The organism is Mesorhizobium sp. P170090, assembly GCF_057786115.1.
On record NZ_JBYNWH010000001.1, the window covers coordinates 4,882,446 to 4,901,448 of the forward strand.

17 protein-coding genes are annotated in these 19,003 nt (G+C 64.3%); 7 read left to right on the forward strand and 10 right to left on the reverse strand.

Annotation, left to right across the window (positions count from 1 at the left end; all coding sequences use genetic code 11):
- Window positions 1-49: 49 nt before the first annotated feature.
- From AC3EML_RS23685 to AC3EML_RS23700, 4 genes are read left to right on the forward strand one after another with little or no spacing between them, the layout of a single operon-like run.
- Window positions 50-2,503, forward strand: a complete 2,454-nt coding sequence (locus tag AC3EML_RS23685; protein WP_352520547.1) for a GcvT family protein — start codon at window positions 50-52, stop codon at window positions 2,501-2,503.
- Window positions 2,500-3,399, forward strand: a complete 900-nt coding sequence (locus tag AC3EML_RS23690; protein WP_352520548.1) for a homocysteine S-methyltransferase family protein — start codon at window positions 2,500-2,502, stop codon at window positions 3,397-3,399. The genes AC3EML_RS23685 and AC3EML_RS23690 overlap by 4 nt, the downstream gene beginning before the upstream one ends.
- Window positions 3,399-4,580, forward strand: a complete 1,182-nt coding sequence (locus AC3EML_RS23695) for a pyridoxal phosphate-dependent aminotransferase (protein ID WP_023706109.1) — start codon at window positions 3,399-3,401, stop codon at window positions 4,578-4,580. Before AC3EML_RS23690 ends, AC3EML_RS23695 begins: the two co-directional genes overlap by 1 nt.
- Window positions 4,577-7,024, forward strand: coding sequence for a GcvT family protein (locus tag AC3EML_RS23700; RefSeq protein WP_352520549.1), 2,448 nt, complete (start codon window positions 4,577-4,579; stop codon window positions 7,022-7,024). Before AC3EML_RS23695 ends, AC3EML_RS23700 begins: the two co-directional genes overlap by 4 nt.
- A 169-nt stretch (window positions 7,025-7,193) precedes the next feature.
- Here AC3EML_RS23700 and AC3EML_RS23705 read toward each other — a convergent pair whose 3' ends face one another.
- From AC3EML_RS23705 to AC3EML_RS23735, 7 genes are all read right to left on the reverse strand, one after another.
- Window positions 7,194-7,775, reverse strand: coding sequence for an NAD(P)H-dependent oxidoreductase (locus tag AC3EML_RS23705; RefSeq protein WP_023688083.1), 582 nt, complete (start codon window positions 7,773-7,775; stop codon window positions 7,194-7,196).
- Complete coding sequence (locus AC3EML_RS23710; protein ID WP_352446012.1) at window positions 7,775-8,356, reverse strand: NAD(P)H-dependent oxidoreductase; 582 nt, start codon at window positions 8,354-8,356, stop codon at window positions 7,775-7,777. The genes AC3EML_RS23705 and AC3EML_RS23710 overlap by 1 nt, the downstream gene beginning before the upstream one ends.
- 286 nt (window positions 8,357-8,642) lie before the next feature.
- On the reverse strand, window positions 8,643-10,046 hold the full coding sequence (locus tag AC3EML_RS23715; protein WP_352520571.1) for an FAD-binding oxidoreductase: 1,404 nt from the start codon (window positions 10,044-10,046) through the stop codon (window positions 8,643-8,645).
- Complete coding sequence (locus AC3EML_RS23720) at window positions 10,046-11,347, reverse strand: cytosine deaminase (RefSeq protein WP_352520550.1); 1,302 nt, start codon at window positions 11,345-11,347, stop codon at window positions 10,046-10,048. The genes AC3EML_RS23715 and AC3EML_RS23720 overlap by 1 nt, the downstream gene beginning before the upstream one ends.
- A gap of 194 nt (window positions 11,348-11,541) precedes the next feature.
- Window positions 11,542-12,393: an ABC transporter permease gene (locus tag AC3EML_RS23725; RefSeq protein WP_023670772.1), complete on the reverse strand. Its 852-nt coding sequence runs from the start codon at window positions 12,391-12,393 to the stop codon at window positions 11,542-11,544.
- Complete coding sequence (locus AC3EML_RS23730) at window positions 12,380-13,204, reverse strand: ABC transporter ATP-binding protein (RefSeq protein ID WP_023706113.1); 825 nt, start codon at window positions 13,202-13,204, stop codon at window positions 12,380-12,382. Before AC3EML_RS23730 ends, AC3EML_RS23725 begins: the two co-directional genes overlap by 14 nt.
- Before the next feature lie 2 nt (window positions 13,205-13,206).
- Window positions 13,207-14,211, reverse strand: coding sequence for an ABC transporter substrate-binding protein (locus AC3EML_RS23735; RefSeq protein ID WP_023670774.1), 1,005 nt, complete (start codon window positions 14,209-14,211; stop codon window positions 13,207-13,209).
- A 255-nt stretch (window positions 14,212-14,466) separates the two neighbouring features.
- Between AC3EML_RS23735 and AC3EML_RS23740 the strand changes: the two genes are divergently transcribed.
- Both AC3EML_RS23740 and AC3EML_RS23745 read left to right on the forward strand, forming a co-directional pair.
- On the forward strand, window positions 14,467-14,850 hold the full coding sequence (locus AC3EML_RS23740; protein ID WP_352520551.1) for a RidA family protein: 384 nt from the start codon (window positions 14,467-14,469) through the stop codon (window positions 14,848-14,850).
- A 53-nt stretch (window positions 14,851-14,903) separates the two neighbouring features.
- Complete coding sequence (locus AC3EML_RS23745) at window positions 14,904-15,707, forward strand: creatininase family protein (RefSeq protein WP_352520552.1); 804 nt, start codon at window positions 14,904-14,906, stop codon at window positions 15,705-15,707.
- A gap of 9 nt (window positions 15,708-15,716) precedes the next feature.
- Here the strand turns inward: AC3EML_RS23745 and AC3EML_RS23750 are convergent, their stop codons facing one another.
- The gene (locus tag AC3EML_RS23750; RefSeq protein ID WP_023690280.1) at window positions 15,717-16,226 is read right to left on the reverse strand and encodes a tyrosine phosphatase family protein; all 510 of its coding nucleotides are present in this window, start codon (window positions 16,224-16,226) and stop codon (window positions 15,717-15,719) included.
- Window positions 16,223-17,278: a threonine-phosphate decarboxylase CobD gene (gene cobD, locus AC3EML_RS23755; RefSeq protein ID WP_023733790.1), complete on the reverse strand. Its 1,056-nt coding sequence runs from the start codon at window positions 17,276-17,278 to the stop codon at window positions 16,223-16,225. Before cobD ends, AC3EML_RS23750 begins: the two co-directional genes overlap by 4 nt.
- On the opposite strand from cobD, the gene cbiB reads away from it, so the two are divergent.
- Window positions 17,277-18,254 carry an adenosylcobinamide-phosphate synthase CbiB gene (gene cbiB, locus AC3EML_RS23760; protein ID WP_352497870.1) on the forward strand — a complete coding sequence of 326 codons (978 nt, stop codon included), beginning with the start codon at window positions 17,277-17,279 and terminating at the stop codon, window positions 18,252-18,254. The genes cobD and cbiB overlap by 2 nt on opposite strands.
- 134 nt (window positions 18,255-18,388) lie before the next feature.
- Here the strand turns inward: cbiB and cobO are convergent, their stop codons facing one another.
- Window positions 18,389-19,003 (reverse strand): cob(I)yrinic acid a,c-diamide adenosyltransferase, encoded by a 615-nt coding sequence (gene cobO, locus AC3EML_RS23765; RefSeq protein WP_023830515.1) that lies wholly within the window; start codon window positions 19,001-19,003, stop codon window positions 18,389-18,391.

Sequence of the window (19,003 nt, forward strand, 5' to 3'; positions counted from 1 at the left end):
TCAAGCAAAAAGATAGAAGCGCAGCGCGCTTCAGGTTTGGGAGAAGAATATGGCCGGTTTGCCGACCACGGCGCGCGTGGTAATCATCGGAGGCGGTGTCGTCGGCGCCTCTTCGCTCTACCATCTGTGCAAGGCGGGCTGGACCGACTGCGTGCTGCTTGAAAAGAACGAGCTGACATCGGGCTCGACCTGGCATGCCGCCGGCAATGTGCCGACCTTCTCGTCGTCCTGGTCGCTGATGAACATGCAGCGCTATTCGACCGAGCTTTATCGCGGTCTCGCCGACGCGGTCGACTATCCCATGAACTACCACGTTACCGGCTCGCTCCGTCTCGCCCACACCAAGGAGCGCATGCAGGAGTTCCAGCGCGCCAAGGGCATGGGCCGCTACCAGGGCATGGACATCGACATTGTCGGCCCTGATGAGGTCAAGCGCCGCTATCCCTTCATCGAGACGCATGACCTCAAAGGTGCGCTCTACGATCCAAACGACGGCGACATCGACCCCGCGCAGCTGACGCAGGCACTGGCCAAGGGTGCGCGCGACATGGGCGCCAGAATCGTCCGCTTCTGTCCGGTGTCAGGTGTGCGCCGCGAGAACGACGAATGGGTTGTCGAGACGCCGCAAGGCGAGATCCGTTGCGAGATCGTCGTCAACGCCGCCGGCTACCGAGCCGCGGAAGTCGGCAAAATGTTCGGCCGCGACGTCCCGATGATGGTGATGAGCCATCAGTACATCTTGTTCGAGGAAATCCCCGAACTGGTGGCGTGGTCGAAGGAGCAGGGCAAGAAGCTGCCGCTGCTGCGCGACGTCGACACCTCCTACTATCTGCGCCAGGAAAAGAACGGCATGAATCTCGGCCCCTATGAGCGCAATTGCCGCGCGCATTGGGCAACCCACCACGACCCGATGCCGGAGGATTTTTCCTTCCAGCTCTTCCCCGACGATCTCGACCGTCTCGAGCACTACCTTGCCGATGCCGTAGCCCGCGTGCCGATCCTGGGCACTGCCGGCCTGTCCAAGGTGATCAACGGGCCGATCCCCTACGCGCCGGACGGCAATCCGCTGATCGGTCCGATGCCCGGCGTTCCCAATGCGTTCGAGGCCTGTGTCTTCACCTTCGGCATCGCCCAGGGCGGCGGTGCCGGCAAGGTGCTGGCCGAATGGGTGACGCAAGGCCAGACCGAATGGGACATGTGGTCCTGCGACCCGCGCCGCTTCACCTCATTTGCGGCCGCCCCCGACTATAGCGTCGCCAAGGGTATGGAGATCTACGGCAACGAATACGCCATCCAGTTTCCGCGCCATGCCTGGCCGGCCGGGCGCGACCGCAAGCTGTCGCCGATCCACGATCGCATCAAGGCACTCGGCGCCCAGTTCGACGCCTATAATGGCTGGGAGCGTGCCACCTGGTATGCGCAACCCGGTGACGACACGTCGGAAGAAGCAACACTCACCTTCCGCCGCGACGGGCCGTGGCAGCACCGCGTGCGCGAAGAATGCCTGGCGGTGCGCGACGCCGCCGGCATTCTGGACCTGCCCGGCTTCTCGCGCTTCAACCTCGAAGGTCCTGGTGCAGCCGAATGGCTGGCGCTGCAGGTCACCGGCCTGGTGCCCAAGCCCGGCCGAATCGGCCTCGCCTATTTCGCCGACGACAAAGGCCGCATCGTCACCGAGATGTCGGTGGTGCGCCATGGCGAAGAGCAGATGACTCTGATCACCGCGGCGGTAGCGCAGTGGCACGATTTCGAATGGCTGAAGTCGCGCCTGCCGAAGGACGCAGCTTTCACCCTCACCGACAGGACCGAAGACTATTCGACGCAAATCCTCGCCGGCCCCAATTCGCGCAAGATCCTGGCCGAGGTCTGTGGCGCGGATCTCTCGCTGCCCTGGCTGACGCATCAGGAAACCACCATCGCCGGCCGCTGGGCGAAGCTGGTGCGGGTATCCTTCGCCGGCGAACTCGGCTGGGAAATCCACACCAAGGTGGGAGACACCGCCGCCATCTTCGACGCCGTCTGGACGGCGGGACAAAAACACGGTCTGAAACCGTTCGGCATGTATGCGCTGGATTCGCTGCGCCTCGAAAAGGGCTACCGGACCTGGAAGGGCGACCTGTCGACCGACTATACGGTCCTGCAGGGCGGGCTCGAGCGCTTCGTCAAATGGGACAAGCCCGACTTCCGCGGCAAGGCAGCCCTGCAGAACGAAAAGCAGCAAGGCGTGAAGAAGCGCTTCGTCACGCTGGTGGTCGAAAACCCAGGCGATTGCGACGCGCCGTCCGTGTCGACGCTCTGGCATGACGGCAAGATCGTCGGCGAGACGACGTCCGGCGGCTGGGGGCATCGCATCGACAAATCGATCGCGCTCGGCATGCTGCGCGCCGACCTGGCTGAACCCGATACCGCGATCGAGATTGAAATTTTTGGCGATCGTTTCAGGGCGGTCGTGCAGAAAGACGAGCCGCTGTGGGATCCGAAAAACGAAAGACTGAGAGCATGAAGAAAGTCATTCTCACCGATGGCGGCATGGGCCAGGAACTGGTCCGCCGCAGCCGCTCCGAGCCGACGCCGCTCTGGTCGGCCAGGGTGCTGATCGACGAGCCGGATCTGGTGCGTGACCTGCATGCCGAATTCATCCGGGCCGGCGCTCGCGTCATCACCATCAACACCTATTCGGCAACGCCGGAGCGGCTCGCGCGGGAAGGAGCAGAAGACCTCTTCAAGCCTTTGCAGAAGCGCGGCATCGAATTGGCAAGACAGGCACGCGACGAGGCAGGCGATGCAGCGATCGCCGGCTGCCTATCACCGCTGTTCGGCAGCTATGCGCCGGCGCTGACCATATCGTTCCAGGAGACGCTGGACATCTATCGCCGCATCGTCGCAGAGCAGGCCGATGGCGTCGACCTGTTCCTGTGCGAGACCATGGCCTCAGCCGAGGAAGGCCGTGCGGCCGTTACCGCTGCGTCGGAAAGCGGCAAACCTGTCTGGGTATCTTGGACGCTCGCCGATCACGGCGCGGCGCGGCTGCGCAGCGGCGAAACAATAGCGGCAGCGGCGGACGCCCTCGACGGCCTGACGGTTGCAGCGCGCCTGGTGAATTGCTGCCGGCCAGAAACTATCGCCGCGGCACTGCCCGAATTGATTGCCCTCGGCGGCCCGGTCGGCGCCTATGCCAATGGCTTCACCTCTGTCGAAGCGCTCAAGCATGGCGGAACGGTCGAAGTGCTGCACGCACGCCACGACCTTGATCCGGATGCCTATGCCGACCAGGCGCTCGGCTGGGTCGCCGCTGGCGCCACCATCGTCGGCGGCTGCTGCGAAGTCGGCCCTGCCCACATCGCCGCGTTGCGCGATCAGCTCGAACAGGCCGGCCACGAAATCTCGGGAGTATCCTGATGCCCAGACCCTCATCGCGCATTTCCGGCATCGTGCCTTCGGGCAAAGATGGCTGGGAGGTCCACACCGAGGCATGGGCCCGCAAGGAGGCCGGCCAGGACATCATCATGCTGTCGGTCGGCGACCATGATTTCGATACGCCGAGCCAGACGATCGAAGCCTGCGTGACGGCGGTTCGCGGCAGCAACCACCACTACACCCCGCTTCCCGGCGTTCCGCGCCTGCGCAGGGCGATGGCGGCGGCCTCGACCGCTTGCACCGGGGTCGAGACGGCACCTGACCAAGTCATCGCCACGCCGGGCGGCCAGGCTGCCCTTTACGCGGCCGTGCAGGCCGTTCTCGACCAGGGCGACCACGCTATCGTGGTGGCGCCCTACTACGCGACTTATCCCAACACGTTCAGCGCCGCCGGCGCCAGCTTCACCGTCGTCGAGACACCGGCCGAAGACGGTTTCCAGCCGCACGCCGAGATGATCCGCGCGGCGCTCAAGCCCAACACGCGCGCCATTTTGATCAACACGCCGAACAACCCGACCGGCGCCGTCTATTCGCGTGAGCGTCTGGAAGAGCTGGCCGAGATCTGCCGCGAGCACGATCTCTGGCTGCTGTCGGACGAGGTCTACTGGACGCTCGGCGGCGGCGAGCACATCTCGCCGCGCGGCCTGCCCGGCATGGCCGAGCGCACGCTGGTCATCAATTCGATGTCCAAGAGCCACGGCATGACCGGCTGGCGCATGGGCTGGCTGACCGGCCCGACGCAGATGATCACGCTGTTGACCAATCTCAATCTGGTGACGACCTACGGCCTGCCGGCCTTCATCTCGATCGCCTGCGCCGAGGCGCTGGAGAACCGCTATGGCGTCAAGGAAATCGCCGAGCGCTATGCGGCGCGCCGCACCGTCCTGCTCGACGCCGTGCGCGGCATGAACAATATCAGCGTGCACGGCTCGGAGGGCGGCATGTATGTCATGCTCGACATCTCCGCCGTCGAGCCCGACGACGAGAAATTCGCCTGGGCCTTTCTCGACCAGGAGAGTGTCGGCGTCATGCCGGGTTCCAGCTTCGGCAAGGCCGCTGCCGGCCACATCCGCATCAGCCTCTGCCAACCGGAGCCGGTGCTTCAGGAAGCCGCAAAACGCCTGCGCCGCTTCGCATCCGGCTATCGCCGCGAGGCCGCATGACCAGAAGCATTCCCACCAAGGCCCGCGCGGTTATTATCGGCGGCGGTGTCTCCGGCTGTTCGGTCGCCTACCACCTGGCCAAGCTCGGCTGGACCGACATCGTGCTGCTCGAACGCAAGCAGCTGACCTCGGGTACGACCTGGCACGCCGCCGGCCTGATCGGCCAGCTGCGCGGCTCGCAGAACATGACGCGGCTGGCCAAATATTCGGCCGACCTCTACGTCAAGCTGGAAGCCGAAACGGAAGTCGGCACCGGCATGCGCCAGGTCGGCTCGATCACCGTGGCGCTGACCGAGGAGCGCAAGCACGAGATTTACCGGCAGGCCTCGCTCGCCCGCGCCTTCGATGTCGGTGTGCGCGAGATTTCGCCTGGTGAAGTCAAGGAGATGTACCCGCATCTCAACGTGTCCGACGTGGTCGGCGCCGTGCATCTGCCGCTCGACGGCCAGTGCGATCCCGCCAACATCGCCATGGCGCTGGCCAAGGGTGCCCGCCAGCGTGGCGCCGCCATCGTCGAGAATGTGAAGGTCACCAAGGTCCATACCAAGGCCGGTCGCGTCACCGGTGTGTCGTGGGCGCAAGGCGAGGACCAGGGAACGATCGAGGCCGACATCGTCGTCAACTGCGCCGGCATGTGGGCGCGCGAGCTCGGCGCCCAGAACGGCGTCACCATCCCGCTGCATGCCTGCGAACATTTTTATCTCGTCACCGAGCCGATCCCCGGGCTCGGTCGTCTACCGGTGCTGCGCGTTCCCGATGAATGCGCCTACTACAAGGAAGACGCCGGCAAGATGATGCTCGGCGCCTTCGAGCCTGTGGCCAAGCCCTGGGGCATGGACGGCATCCGCGAGGATTTCTGCTTCGACCAGTTGCCGGAGGACATGGAGCATTTCGAGCCGATCCTCGAAATGGGCGTCAACCGCATGCCGATGCTGGCAACCGCCGGCATTCACACCTTCTTCAACGGCCCCGAAAGCTTTACCCCCGACGACCGCTATTATCTCGGCGAAGCGCCGGAGCTGTCGGGCTACTGGATGGCGACCGGCTACAATTCCATCGGCATCGTCTCGTCCGGCGGCGCCGGCATGGCGCTGGCGCAGTGGATCAATGACGGCGAAGCGCCCTTCGACCTCTGGGAAGTCGACATCCGCCGGGCCCAGCCATTCCAGAAGAACCGTAGGTATCTCAAGGAGCGTGTCTCCGAAACACTCGGCCTGCTCTATGCGGATCACTTCCCCTACCGGCAGATGGCAACGTCCAGGAATGTCAGGCGCTCGCCCCTGCACGAACACCTGAAGGCGCGCGGCGCGGTCTTCGGCGAAGTCGCCGGCTGGGAGCGCGCCAACTGGTTTGCGCGAGAGGGACAGGAGCGCGAATACCGCTATTCCTGGAAGCGGCAGAACTGGTTCGACAACCAGCGCGAGGAGCACCTGGCGGTCCGCAACAAGGTCGGCCTGTTCGACATGACCTCGTTCGGCAAGATCCGTGTCGAAGGCCGCGACGCCTGTGCCTTCCTGCAAAGGCTGTGCGCCAACGATATGGACGTGGCGCCGGGCAAGATCGTCTACACCCAGATGCTCAACCAGCGCGGCGGTATCGAAAGCGACCTCACGGTGTCGCGGCTATCTGAGACCGCCTACTTCCTCGTCGTGCCGGGCGCGACGCTGCAACGCGACCTCGCCTGGCTGCGCCGGCATGTCGGGGATGAATTCGTAGTCATCACCGATGTCACGGCAGCTGAGGCCGTGCTCTGCCTGATGGGTCCGGATGCGCGAAAGCTGATCCAGAAAGTCAGCCCCAACGATTTCTCCAACGACAACAATCCATTCGGCACCTTCCAGGAGATCGAGATCGGCATGGGCCTCGCCCGTGCCCACCGCGTCACCTATGTCGGCGAACTCGGCTGGGAACTTTATGTCTCGACCGACCAGGCGGCTCATGTCTTCGAGGCGATCGACGAGGCCGGCGGCGATGTCGGCCTGAAACTTTGCGGCCTGCATACGCTGGATTCCTGCCGCATCGAAAAGGCGTTTCGGCATTTCGGCCACGACATCACCGACGAGGACAATGTGCTGGAGGCCGGCCTCGGCTTTGCGGTCAAAACCGCCAAGGGCGAGTTCATCGGCCGCGATGCGGTGCTGAAGAGAAAAGAAGCCGGCCTGTCGCGCCGGCTGGTGCAGTTCCGTTTGAAAGACCCTGAACCCCTGCTCTTCCACAACGAGGCGATCCTGCGCGACGGCAAGATCGTCGGCCCGATCACATCGGGGAATTACGGCCACCATCTCGGCGGCGCGATCGGACTGGGCTATGTGCCCTGCCAGGGCGAGAGCGAGGCGGATGTGCTGGCCTCGTCCTATGAGATCGAGATCGCCGGCGAGCGCTTTCCGGCGGAAGCATCGCTGAAACCGATGTACGATCCCAAGGCGGAACGGACGAGGATGTAGCACCTTTTTACCCCACCTTGTGGGGAGGGTCGGCTCGCAGTCGGAGCGAAGCGGCTTTTCCGAAGCGGGTGGGGGGGTGCGCCCTACGAGACCCCCCACCCCGCTTCGGAAAAGCCGCCTTGCGGCATTTGCTGCGCGACCCTCCCCACAAGGGGGAGGGTGAAGAAGCTCAAAACCGCTCCAGCTTCGCCAGCACCTTCACCAGAAACGCCGCCCTCGTCCTTGGCGTGGAGGCGTCCATCAGGTAGTGCGCCAGGAAAAACGTCCGGCAGCGGCGGGCGCACAGCGCGCGCATACCGCGCAGCAAGGTCTTGCGGCCGGGCTGGCCGACGACGACGCTCCACCAGGTCGGCGCGCCGCAGGTGGTGATGACGCCGACCCTGGTGACATGTGTCATCAGCGACGTGATGCGCCCCTTGCCCAGCTTGAAGGCGACACCGGTCGCCCAGACCCGATCGAGCCAGCCCTTCAGCATGGCCGGCAGCCCGTACCACCAGGTCGGATAGATGAACAGGATCGCCTCAGCCCAGGCGAGATGCTCGAAATGCGGTTTTAGGGCCGGATCCTCCGGCGCCCGCTCATTGTAGGCGCGTCGCTCTTCGCAGCCCATCACCGGATCGAATTTCTCCGCATAGAGGTCGAGCAGCCGCACCTCCCAGCCGCGTGCCTTCAGCACATCGACTGCGGCATCTCTGATGGCGGCGCAAAAGCTTTCGGGCACCGGATGGCAATAGACCACCAGCACGCGCATCAGAATTCATCCATCCCGGCCGCGACCTTGGCCATGAAGGCCGCGCGGGTCTTCTCGGTCGACAGGTTCATCGAATAATGCGCGAGGTAGGACACCGAGGCGCCGGGCCTGATCGTCGCGCGCAGCATCCGCTTGACCAATTTGCGCGGCGGATCGCCCATCAGCATGGCGCGGAACCGGCTGCCGCCATAGGTGGTGACGGCGGTCAGCTTGCGGATGTTGTGGAGCGAAGGCCGCGCCTTGCCGTCGACCAATTTGAACGACACGCCGGGCAGAAACACGCGGTCGAAAAAGCCTTTCAGGATGGCCGGGAAGCCGTAGTTCCAGACGGGATATGACAGCACCAGCGCCTCAGCCCGCAGCAAACGCTCGACATGGGGCGCGGCCGGGTCCGCAGGGCTGCGTTGGTTGTGATAATCCAGCCTCTCCCCGCGCGTCAGCCTGGGGTCGAAATCCTCGGCATAGAGATCGCAATCGTCGACCTCATGGCCGGCCGCCGTCAGCCGCTCGACGATGGTGCGGTGCAGGCCTGCATTGAAGCTGGTCTCCACCGGATGCGCGTAGAGGACGAGGACTTTCATGGGGAAATACTTGCGAGGTGGGCGCGAGGCACCCCCCTCTGCCCTGCCGGGCATCTCCCCCGCAAGGGGGGAGATCGGACTGCCGCATCGCTTTCACTAATTGTCAGCGTGTCAGATTGGCCGCGGCGTTCAGGCTGCCAATCTCCCCCCTTGCGGGGGGTGAGAAGTGGTCGGCGAAGCCGATGGGAAGCCAATTGCTTGGCTTTCCAAACGACGAACGCCCGAAGCGGCAGCGTAGGGCCTGTGCCGGCAGGACAGAGGGGGGTGCTCAAGCTCAAACCTCTGCTCATTCTGCTTTCTGCAAACCCTTGAACAAAAAAGTCCGGCCCGAGCGATAGTCGTAATCCGGATTTTCCCAGGCGATCATCTTGCCGGGATTGAGCAGGCCTTGCGGATCGGTCTCGCGCTTGAAGGCGAGCTGGATTTCATCCGTCTGCTTCATGCCGCCCTCTTCCAGCGTGTAGCGGTGCGGGTTGAAGATCGGGCAGCCGTTCTCCTCATGCAGCCGGATGATTTCGTTGAGCCGCGCCTCGGTGGTGAATTTCACCAGCGGCAGGCCGAAGCAGGTGATGTTGCCGTCGAGGCGCACGAATTCGAGATGCGAAAAGACCTCGTTCGGAAACATCGCGTCCATCTTCTCCACCAGCGCCAGCTGGTTGGGAAACGGATAGAGCGATTGCAGATAGGTGATCGCGGGATCGACCCGCAGTGCCCTGAGCGTGGTGTGGTTCCACGCCAGCTCGAAGCCCGGCGGCAGGCCCTTTTTCTCTTCGTCCGTGGCCGTCGCGGCATTGAAGATGACCTCGCCGCCGGCGCGGCGGGTGAAGGCGAGGAACGCGTCTAGCCCATGCCGGGCAACCATGACGACGCAGATGCTTTGCCCGTCCCGGAAGAACTTCTGGTGGCGCTTGAAATAGAGCTGCGGCACGGGCGCGGCGATCGGCGTGATCAGCTTGGTCAGGATGCCGTCCTGGCGTGCCAGCGCGTTGCCGTAGCGGGCTGCCGGCATGAAAGCGTCGAAGCCGACGATCACGTCGATCCATTCATAGGCTGCAGTCAGCGGCATCTCGACCTCGGTGATGATGCCGTTGGTGCCATAGGCGTGGGTGACTTTGTGCAAATCCTCGCCGGTGAGTTCGAGCGCCTTCGGTTCGGTTTCCATGGTGACGACGCGCAGCCGCAGCACATTGCCGAAATCACGCAGACCGCCGAAATTGATCGAGCCAACGCCGCCCGAGCCGCCGGCGATGAAGCCGCCGATCGAGGCGGTGTTGTAGGTCGACGGCGACAGCCGCAGTTCCTGCCCGGAATGCGCGCGCGTCGCTCTGTCGATGTCGGCGAGGATCGCGCCCGGCCCGGTGACGACGCGGCCCGGCGCTATGGCCTTGATCTCGTTCATCTCGGCGAGGTTCAAAACCACGCCGCCCGACAGCGGCATCGCCTGGCCGTAATTGCCGGTGCCGCTGCCGCGCGGCGTCACCGGAACGCCATGACGGTGGCAAGCGGCAAGCACGCGGATCAGTTCGGCCTCGTTCCTGGGCGTCACGATCAGGTCGCCGGTGACGTGGTCGAGCTGCTGCTTCAGCACCGGGCTGTACCAGTAGAAGTCGCGGCTCTTCTGCTGGACGATGGCCGGATTGTCGTCGAGCTTTATCCCGTCGAGATCGCGTTTGAGCGCCGAAACATCCATCATTCCACCATCAGTTCGTCGAGCTCGGCATAGTCGGGCAATTGCCTGTCGATCGCTCGGCCGTTGCGCACGACGATGCGATCCGATTCGGGCCGCGACAGCAATTCCGTCCAGCTCCGCCCTTTGAAGACGATGAAATCGGCGCTGCCACCTGCTGCCAGTGTCCCGACACCGTCGAGCCGCATCACCTTGGCCGGCGTCGCCGCCACCGTCTGCGGCCAGTCGCCGACCGGATGATCGAAATGCAGGATGCGCGTCGCCATGCGGTAGACCTCCAGCATGTCGAGATCGCCATAGGCATAGAACGGATCGCGGGTGTTGTCGGAGGCGACCGCGACCGGGATGCCCCTCGCCTTCATCTCGTGCAGCAGCGTCACGCCGCGCCAGCGTGGCGTGGTCTGGTCGGCACGCCGGTCCTGCAGATAGAGATTGCACATTGGCAGCGACACCACCGCCAGCCGCGCCTTGGCCACCTTGTCGAGTGTATCGAGCACGTCGAGATCCGGCTGGCGCGCCAGCGAGCAGCAATGTCCCACCAGCATGTTGCCCTCAAAACCGTTCCACAGTGCCGCCTCGGCGATCTTCTTCAGCGATATCGCCGCGATGTCGTCGGTCTCGTCGGCGTGGAAATCGAGATCGAGCCCGTGCCTGTTCGCCTCGGCGAACACCTTGTCGAGAAGCTCTTCGAGATCCGGCACCATATAGGTGACGACGCCGAGCACGCCCTTGGCCGCAGCCACGCGCTTGGCCAGCCTCTCGAACCACTTTCTGTCGCGCACGCCTTCGATGCCGAGCAGGCAGGCTGCCTGCAATTCGATGCGGCCGCGCCATTTCTCCCGCATCGCCTCGAACACCGGCCAGGAGATTTCCTCCTGTGGCGGCACGCTGTCGAGATGCGTGCGCAGCGCCTTGGTGCCGTGCGCGTAGGCCGAGCGCAGCGAGAAATCCATGCGCCGCGCCACGTCCTCGGCGCTCCAGCGCGCTGCACGGTCGGCGCCGGTGGCATTGAGCGCGCCCATGAAACTGCCGTCGGGATTGGGTTTGCGCGGCCAGATATGGCCCTTGTCGATGTGGGTGTGGCAGTCGACGAAGCACGGCAGCACGATGCGGCCGGCAAGGTCGATGGCGGTGGCTGGCGCTTTTGATTTCTTGTGCGCGGCGATGCTGGAGAGCTTACCGTCGGCGACGGCGATGTCGGCCAGCGCGAAGCCGTCAGTATCGTAAGTGGTGGCAAGACCTGATGTCAGCGACCGGTGAAGGCGGACGTTGGTGAGATGGTACGAGCCAGAGGTCGGTATCAAGGACCGCCCCCCTCTGCCCTGCCGGGCATCTCCCCCTCAAGGGGGGAGATTGGCAGCTTTGCCGGCAGCACCCGTCTTCCAACGTCGATAATTGGCGAAATCCCGGATGACGTCCAATCTCCACTCTTGAGGGGGAGATGGCCGGCAGGCCAAAGGGGGGTGCTTCGCGCCAACGTCTCGCTCACCTCGTCACCCTACCGCTCCTGCTTCAGCGCGCTCTCGTGCCAGCGGCGCAGGATGAGATGCGACACCAGCGACAGCACCAGGAAGATCAATATGCCGGTGAGCGAGATCAGGATCAGCGCCGCGAAAAGCCTTGGCGCGTTGAGGCGGTAGCCGGCCTCGATGATGCGCGAGGCGAGCCCTGAGGATTGTCCCTGCGCGCCGGCGACGAACTCGGCCACCACGGCGCCGATCAGCGACAGACCGCCGGCGATCTTCAAGCCTCCTAGAAAATACGGCATGGCCGCCGGCAGTCTGAGATAGCGCAATTGCTGCCAGCGCGTCGCGCCGTTGAGCTTGAACATGTCGCGAAGATTGCGGTCGACCGAATTGAGGCCGAGCGTGGTGTTGGACAGGATCGGGAAGAACGCGACGATCCAGGCGCAAAGCAAAAGCTTCACCGTCTGGTTGTCCACATAGATGTTGATGAGCGGGAAGACCGCCACGATCGGTGTTACCTGCAGCACGATGGCGAAGGGAAAGAACGACATCTCCACCCATTTCGATTGCGCAAACAGCACCGCCAGTCCGACGCCGCCGACGACCGCGAGCAGCAGGCTGAGAAAGGTTATGCGCAACGTGACCAGCAGCGCGGAGAACAGGAGCCCGGCATCGCTATAGAGCGTCCACAGCACCACGCCGGGGCGCGGCAGAATATATTGCGGGATCGCGTTCCACACGCAAATGCGGTCCCACAGCCAGATCGCCAGGATCATGATCGCCAAAGGCAAGACCCACCGGCCGATCCGCTCCAGCCGCTCCTGGCGTACGCGGCCCGCCTCTTCCGCGTCGAGCGTTGCGGCATTCTGGTCAATGGCCGTCATGGTGCGGTCCGGCTGATGTGTTGATGGCGTTGACCAGGATGTCCGAGGCCTGGCGGCAGAGCGCGGCATAATCGGGCGAAGTGCGGAAAACCTCGTCTCGCGGATAGGAGGCGTCGATGGCAAGCTCGGCATGGACGCGGCCCGGCCGCGCCGCCATGACGACGACGCGGTTGGACAGGAACACGCTTTCGAAGACGCTGTGGGTGACGAAGACGACGGTGAAGCGCTCGTCCTGCCACAGCTCCAGAAGGTCGTTGTTGAGCTTGAAGCGGGTGATCTCGTCGAGTGCGGCGAACGGCTCGTCCATCAGCAGAATGCGCGGCTTCGTCACCATGGCGCGTGCGATCGAGACGCGCATCTTCATCCCGCCGGAAAGCTCGCGCGGCACGGCGTTCTCGAAGCCGGTCAGGTGCACCCGCTCCAGCATCTCCGTCACCACCGGCGCCGCCTTGGCACGCGACACGCCTTTCAGCCTGAGCGGCAACCAGACATTGTCGAAGACATCGGCCCAGGGCAGCAGCGTCGGTTCCTGGAAGACGAAGCCGATATTGGCGCGGTCGATCGAACCGCCCCAGTCGAGTTGACCGGATGTCGGCGTCGACAGGCCCGCGATCAGCCTCAACGCCGTCGACTTGCCGCAGCCGGACGGCCCGAGCAGGCTGACAAAATCGCCCTCGCGGATGGCGAGATCGACGTCGCTCAATGCAGTCACGCCATTGGAAAACACCTTGCCGACATGGCGCAGCGTCAGCAGCATCGGGCCTTCACCCGATGCCGTCATGGGCGCCTGCGCCATCTTTTCCAGCTTCACGATTACTTCTTCAGCTCGATTCCGACACCTTTGTTGATGAAGGCCAGCGTATAGGCCTTCTTGATGTCGATGCCCTCGGGCGTGACCTTGGCCTTGACCATCTTGTCATAAAAGCTCTTGATCCGGTCTTCGTTCATGGCGCCGATGCCGAGCTTTTCGGTGTCGCCGGAATCGGCCAGGCCGAACTTCTTCATCTGCTCGATCGAGAAGGCAATCTGCTCGTCGCTCATGTCGGGGTTGTCTTTCTTGATCATCTCGTTGGCGGCCTTGTTGTCGCCGTAGAGGTAGTTGTACCAGCCCTTGGCCGAGCCATCGACGAAGCACTGGACCACCTCCGGCCGCTTGTCGATCGTGTCCTGCATCACCTCGATCGTCGTCGAATAGGTGTCCCAGCCATAGTCGGCGAGCAGGAACTGGTTGGGCACGAAGCCGCCTTCCTTCTTGACCGCAAAAGGCTCCGAGGTGACGTAACCCTGCTGGATCGACTTCTTGTTGGCCAGGAATGGAGCGGTGTTGTAGGTGTAGGGCACGCGCTTGGCGGCATCGAAACCGAGTTCGATGACCATCCACTGGAAGAAGGTCTGGACGCCCTCGTCGCCGAGAATGTACTGGTCGGCGTTCTTCAAATCCTCCCACTTGTCCAGCCCCTGCCCCGGGTGGGACATGATGACCTGAGGGTCCTTCTGGAAATCGGCGGCGACGACGCGCATCGGGATGCCCTGCTGGACGGCGTCGAAGGCCGACAGCAGATTGCCGCCCATGTAGAAATCGAGCTTGCCGGCCAGCAGCAGCGGCCGCCCGCTGACCTGCGGACCTCCCTGCGAAATCGTCACGTCGAGGCCACATGCAGCGTAGGTGCCGTCGGCGACGGCCTGGTAGTAGCCGCCATGCTCGGGCTCGGCCAGCCAGTTGGTGCCGAAGGTGACCTTCTCGTTTGCTGCCGCGCCGAACGTGCCGGCTCCAAGCAGCGCGACCGCAAGCGCTGAAATCTTCTGTTTTCCGTACATCGACACCACCCTTTGTTGGCTCCGGAGCGTCACGCGCCGGGCTCGACACCATTGATCCAAGAAGCAAGACACATGCCACCGCCCGGGCCGCCTGCTTGCGCGGCAGTCACTGCCAACACCGGACGGGTCATGCTGTGCGGGAGGCATCGTGCCTATTTTTTGGACGCCTGTCCACAATCGCCCTTGTGCCATGCACCACATCTTGAACGTACTATCGGTCACGTCTTAGGCTGGTCTCGCAGACAGGAGATTGCCATGTTCAGATACCTCGCGCCGAAGTCGATCAAGTCGCCTTTCGCCCGCTATAGCCACGGCGTCGAGGTGCCGCCAGGCAAGCGGCTGGTTCTGTGCTCCGGTCAGGTCGCCATCACGGCGGACGACCAGATCCCCGAGGATGCCGGCGCGCAGGCCGAGCTCTGCTTTCAAAACATAGCGGCGATTCTGGCTGAAGCCGGGCTGCGGCTAGGCGACATCGTGCGCATAAACGCCTACGTCACCGACCGCGCCTTTCTGCGGCCCTATATGGACGTCCGCGACCGCTTGTTTGCCAGCCCCGCGCCCGCCTCGACGCTGATGATCGTGTCAGGCTTTGCGCGGCCGGAGTTCAACGTCGAGGTCGAGGCGATTGCGGCTGGGTGATCGACAGGCGACGTTTGGCGCGCTAGGTCTCCCTCACAGTCAAGAGGCATGACATGACCGTTGCAAACAGACGCGTTTGGTGGGGCGACTACCGGACCACCGAATACGCCGCGATCGATCCGGAGGCGACGATTGCCGTGCTGCCGGTGGCGGCGATCGAGCAGCACGGCCCGCATCTGCCTGTATCAACCGATACCTCGATCATGAACGGCATGCTGGAGACGGTCATCGCCCGCCTGCCCGGCGATCTCGACATCCGCATCCTGCCGGTCCAAACGGTCGGCAAGTCGAACGAGCATCTGCAGGCGCCGGGCACGCTCACCCTGCCGGCGGCCACCCTGGTCGATGCCTGGACCGAGCTTGGCCTGTCCGTTGCCCGCGCAGGCGTAAGGAAACTGATCGTCGTCAACTCGCATGGCGGCAATGAAGAGATCATGGGCATCGTCACGCGCGAGCTGCGCGTGCGTGAGAGGATGCTGGCGGTGAAGACCAGCTGGCAGCGCTTCGGCCGCCCCGCCGGCATGTACACCGAGCTGGAAGACCGCCATGGCATCCATGGCGGCGACGTCGAGACCTCGTTGATGCTGCATTTTCGCCCGGAGTTAGTCGACATGGCCAAGGCCGACAATTTCGCCTCCAAGGTCGCCCGCGCCGAAACCGAATTTGCGCTGCTGCGCCACACCGGAACGCACGCTTTCGCCTGGATCGCTGGGGATCTCAACCCCAACGGCGTGGTCGGCGATGCCAGCATTGCCGCGGCCGAGAAAGGCCGACTGACGGCGGAGCATCAGGCCGACGGCTTCATCACCCTGTTGAAGGATGTGCGCAAGGCGAAGCTTGCCGACTGGCTGGCATAGCGGGCCGCCTTAGCCGTCGATCTTCAACACGAAAGGCGTACCCTCAAAAGCATCGGCGCCGCGTCCGATCGCCTCGATCGCTTCGATCATGCGGCCTTGTCGTGAGAGCAGAGCATCCGCGACGGCGATCAACCGTGGATTGGGTGTCGCCGAGGGCGAAAGCTTCCGCAATGTCTGCGCAAGTTCGACTTCGTCGCGCTTCGGGGCGAGCGCCGCCGCAATGATATAGGCCGAGGCGGTCGAGCGGCTGATGCCGGCATAGCAATGGACGACCATGGGTTTGGCGCGGTCCCATTTCCGGGCGAAATCGAGCAGATTGCGCACATGGCCTTCGCCGGGCATGGTCATGCCGTCCTGCGCCACCGCGATGTCGTGCATGACCAGATGCAGGTGGTTTTCCCTCGCGATTGAGGCCGGCCGCGTCACCTCGGTGCCGGCAGCGAGCAGCGACAGCACGCGCTCGGCGCCGCTTTTGGCCACCGTCTCCTCAAGCTTTGCCAGCGAACAGATATGGATCATGGCGCGATCTCCTTCGACCCATCGTCGCGCCGTGCGTGCCAGTCGGCAAGCGCCGATTCGAGCCGCTGCCATTCCTCCTGACTTCCAGGCAGCCCCGCGCGGAGCACCTGGGGACGCTCGGAAAAATGCCTGAGCAATATGCCGCGCTCACCGAGCGTCGAAAACAGCCCCGGTGCATCGGCAAGCCGGAGATAGCGAAACAGCGTCGTGCCGCCGGCGACAGCAACGCCAAAGCGCGAAAGCAGCGCATCGAGCCGCGCCGCATCCTGCGCCAGCCGCCGCCGCATGTCGGCCTGCCAGCCGCTGTCGGCAAGCGCGCGGATGCCGTATTCGAGCGCTGGGCCGGCGACCGCCCAAGGGCCGAATTGCGTTTCAAGCCTTTCGACCGTCACCGCATCGGAAAGTGCGAAGCCGAGCCGCAGGCCGGCGAGACCGAAGAACTTGCCAAACGAGCGCAGCACGACGATGCCGCCCCACCCGACATCGCCGGCCAGGCTTTCCGCGTGCGGGCCGACATCCATGAAGGCTTCGTCGACGACCAGCAGACCGCCTATGGCGCGCAATGTCTCGGCAAGCCGAAGCAGCCTTTCCCGCGACACGACTCGCCCGTCGGGATTGTTGGGATTGACGACGATCGCAATTTCGGCTCCGGCAAGCGCCTCGAAATCGTCGACTTCCGCCACCGCATGGCCGGCAATCGCGGCGGCCCTGGCATGCTCGGCATAGGTCGGCCCGAGCACCAGCGCCTTGCCGGGGCTGACCAGCGAGGCGACGCGCGGCAGCAGGATCTGCGTGCCCGGGGCGACCGCCACATTCTCGGCCGAAGGCGCGCCATAGGCGCCGGCCGCGACCCTGGCCAGCTCACGCAGGCGCGCGGCCTCCGGCAATCGTGACAGGGCGGTGGCGGGCAGCTCGAAAAGCGGGTAGGAGTGCGGATTGATACCTGTCGAGAGATCGACGAAAGGTTGTGGCGCGTGAGGGAAGAGCGCCCTCGCCCGGCCAAGGGATCCACCGTGATCCACCACAGTAATCGCTCCATCAGAAAGCTTCATGTCGATCCTGATCGCTTTCCTGTCGCTGGCCATCGAACGCATCCTGGGTTACCCGGACTGGCTGTTCCGTGCCGTCGGCCATCCCGTCACCTGGTTCGGCAGGCTGATAGCCTTTCTCGACCACAGGCTCAACCGCGACACTGATTCCGACGCGCTGCGTCGCCGCCGCGGCGTGCAGGCGCTGCTGGTGATCGTGCTGGTGCCGGCGGCAATCGCCTTCATCGTGCAAATCCTGCTCTGGCAGCTCTTTCCTGCCGGCATGATCATCACGGCAATCCTGGCCTCGTCGCTGCTGTCGCAAAAGAGCCTTACCGAACATGTCGAGGCGGTGGCCGATTCGCTGGATACCGGCGGGCTGGCGCTCGGCCGCATCGCGGTTGCGCGCATCGTCGGCCGCGATCCCGAGAAGCTCGACCATGCCGGCGTCAGCCGCGCCGCCATCGAAAGCCTGGCCGAGAATTTCTCCGACGGCATCGTTGCGCCCGCCTTCTGGACAGGTGTCTGCGGTCTGGCCGGCGGCGTCGCCTACAAGGCCGCCAACACCGCCGATTCGATGATCGGCCACCGCACCCCGCACCACGAGGCCTTCGGCCGCGCGGCGGCACTCTTCGACGACTGGATCAACCTGCCGGCGTCCCGGCTGACCGCGTTGCTGATCGTTGCCGCCGCCTTTCTCGTTGACGGCGCCGATCCCCGCAACGCCTGGCAAGCAGTGCGGCGCGACGCCAAAAAGCACCGCTCACCCAATGCCGGTTGGCCGGAAGCAGCAATGGCCGGCGCACTCGGCCTGGCGCTCGCCGGCCCGCGCAGCTATGGCGGCGTCATCGTCGAGGACGCCTATATGGGCGAAGGCGGTAGGCGCGCGGCGGAAAGCCAGGACATCAGGCAGGCGCTGAAATTGTACCAGGTGGCGGACTATCTGCTGATTGGGCTGTTCGGGTTGCTGTCGGCTGTGCTTATCGCGGTGACGTTCTGAGAGCTTACCGTCGCCCTTCCTTTACCCTCCCCCTTGTGGGGAGGGTCGGCGCGAAGCGCCGGGGTGGGGGACTGCGACCTACGAGAACCCCCACCCCGATCCGCTTCGCGGATCGACCCTCCCCACGAAACCCCTCAAAACTCGATCCCCTGCTGCGCCTTCACGCCGGCCGAAAAATGATGCTTCGTCACGCCCATCTCCGTCACCAGATCCGCCGCCTCGACCAGCGCCGGCTTGGCGTTGCGGCCGGTGACGACGACATGCAGACCTTCGCGCCGCGCTTTCAGCGCCGCCACCACTCTGTAGAGATCGAGATAGTCGTAACGCAGCGCGATGTTCAGTTCGTCCAGCACGACGAGGCTGATCGAGGGATCGGCGATCAGTTCCAGCGCCTTGGCCCAGGCGGCTTCGGCCGCCTTAATGTCGCGCTTCAGATCCTGCGTCTCCCAGGTGAAACCCTCGCCCATCGTGTGCCAGACGACGCGGTCGCCAAACGCCGCGAAGGCATCCTTCTCGCCGGTGTGCCATTTGCCCTTGATGAACTGGACGATTCCGACGCGCTTGCCATAGCCGAGCATGCGCAGCGCCAGCCCGAAGGCAGCCGTGGTCTTGCCCTTGCCGGGTCCGGTGTTGACGATCAGCAGCCCCTTCTCGACCGTCTTTTCCGCGACCTCGGCGTCCTGCACCGCCTTGCGCTTGGCCATCTTGGCGCGATGGCGCTCTTCGTCTTTTGTGTCGATATCGGTCAT

Bases quoted from the DNA above. Each gene is read 5' to 3' on its own strand.
- AC3EML_RS23685 (WP_352520547.1), top strand. From the start codon at position 50: ATGGCCGGTTTGCCGACCACGGCGCGCGTGGTAATCATCGGAGGCGGT.
- AC3EML_RS23690 (WP_352520548.1), top strand. From the start codon at position 2,500: ATGAAGAAAGTCATTCTCACCGATGGCGGCATGGGCCAGGAACTGGTC.
- AC3EML_RS23695 (WP_023706109.1), top strand. From the start codon at position 3,399: ATGCCCAGACCCTCATCGCGCATTTCCGGCATCGTGCCTTCGGGCAAA.
- AC3EML_RS23700 (WP_352520549.1), top strand. From the start codon at position 4,577: ATGACCAGAAGCATTCCCACCAAGGCCCGCGCGGTTATTATCGGCGGC.
- AC3EML_RS23705 (WP_023688083.1), bottom strand. From the start codon at position 7,775: ATGCGCGTGCTGGTGGTCTATTGCCATCCGGTGCCCGAAAGCTTTTGC.
- AC3EML_RS23710 (WP_352446012.1), bottom strand. From the start codon at position 8,356: ATGAAAGTCCTCGTCCTCTACGCGCATCCGGTGGAGACCAGCTTCAAT.
- AC3EML_RS23715 (WP_352520571.1), bottom strand. From the start codon at position 10,046: ATGGATGTTTCGGCGCTCAAACGCGATCTCGACGGGATAAAGCTCGAC.
- AC3EML_RS23725 (WP_023670772.1), bottom strand. From the start codon at position 12,393: ATGACGGCCATTGACCAGAATGCCGCAACGCTCGACGCGGAAGAGGCG.
- AC3EML_RS23735 (WP_023670774.1), bottom strand. From the start codon at position 14,211: ATGTACGGAAAACAGAAGATTTCAGCGCTTGCGGTCGCGCTGCTTGGA.
- AC3EML_RS23740 (WP_352520551.1), top strand. From the start codon at position 14,467: ATGTTCAGATACCTCGCGCCGAAGTCGATCAAGTCGCCTTTCGCCCGC.
- AC3EML_RS23745 (WP_352520552.1), top strand. From the start codon at position 14,904: ATGACCGTTGCAAACAGACGCGTTTGGTGGGGCGACTACCGGACCACC.
- AC3EML_RS23750 (WP_023690280.1), bottom strand. From the start codon at position 16,226: ATGATCCATATCTGTTCGCTGGCAAAGCTTGAGGAGACGGTGGCCAAA.
- cbiB (WP_352497870.1), top strand. From the start codon at position 17,277: ATGTCGATCCTGATCGCTTTCCTGTCGCTGGCCATCGAACGCATCCTG.
- cobD (WP_023733790.1), bottom strand. From the start codon at position 17,278: ATGAAGCTTTCTGATGGAGCGATTACTGTGGTGGATCACGGTGGATCC.
- cobO (WP_023830515.1), bottom strand. From the start codon at position 19,003: ATGACCGATATCGACACAAAAGACGAAGAGCGCCATCGCGCCAAGATG.